Here is a 1,038-nt window from a genome sequence, read left to right as displayed (position 1 = left end):
GCGGCTGTTGGTGGTGTGGTTGAGGGTGTGGGCGACGAAGTCGCGGTAGGGGTGGGTGGGGGGGAGTTGGTGGTGGGTGTGGGTGAGGTGGGCGCGGATTTCGTCGAGGAGGAGGGTGCGGGTTCCGTGGTCCTGGATGAGGTGGTGGATGTGGAGGGCGAGGAGCCAGTGGTGGGGGTGGTGGGGGTCGGGTGCGGCGGTGGCGCGGATGAGGGGGGCTTGGTGGAGGGGGAGGGGGGTGTTGTCGGTGTGGAGGAGGTCTGCGGTGGGGTTGGTGGTGTGGGGGTCGAGGGTGGTGGTGGTGAGGGTGAGGGTGGCGTGGTGGTGGACGACCTGGACGGGGTGGGTGAGGTGTTGCCAGTGGATGGCGGTGCGCAGGGTGTCGTGGCGGGTGATGACGTTGTTGAGTGCGGTGATGAAGTGGTTGAGGCGGGTGTGTGAGTCGAGGCGGAGGACGGTTGGGAGGACGTAGGTGTCGTTGTCGTCGTGGAGGTGGTGGTAGAGGAGTCCTTCTTGGAGGGGGGTGAGGGGGTAGATGTCGGCGATGGTGGGGGCGCCGCCGGGGGTGTGGTGGGTGATGTGGTCGAGGTCGGTTTGGGTGAGGTGGGTGAGGGGGGTCATGTCGGGGGTGATGCGGGTGGTGCCGGTGGGGATGCCGGTGGGGGGTGTGGTGGTGGTGGTGGTGTTGGTGGTGGTGGCGAGGGTGGCGAGGGTGGCGGGGGTGGGGTTGAGGAAGAGGGTGCGGATGTCGGTGGGGGTGTCGGTGGTGGTGAGGTGGTTGATGAGGGTGAGGGCGAGGAGGGAGTGGCCGCCGAGTTCGAAGAAGTTGTCGTCGGGGTGGACGGTGTCGAGGCCGAGGACGTGGGCGAAGGCGGTGCAGAGGGTGGCTTCGCGGTGGTTGGCGGGGGCGCGGCCGGTGGTGGTGGGGTAGGTGGGGGTGGGGAGGGCGCGGCGGTCGAGTTTGCCGTTGGCGTTCAGGGGGAGGGCGTCGAGGACGACGACGGCTGACGGCACCATGTAGTCGGGCAGGCGTGCCCC

At 69.0% G+C, this 1,038-nt stretch carries 1 protein-coding gene; it reads right to left on the bottom strand.

Going from position 1 to position 1,038, the window contains the following annotated elements; all coding sequences use genetic code 11:
• Positions 1 to 1,038 (bottom strand): condensation domain-containing protein (locus ACFV0O_RS41510; protein WP_380350285.1); only part of this gene is annotated, 1,038 nt, incomplete at both ends.

The sequence above is a fragment of the Kitasatospora sp. NPDC059577 genome, from assembly GCF_042735475.1.
Lineage (GTDB): Bacteria > Actinomycetota > Actinomycetes > Streptomycetales > Streptomycetaceae > Kitasatospora.
This window is presented reverse-complemented; position numbering and strand designations above follow the sequence as displayed.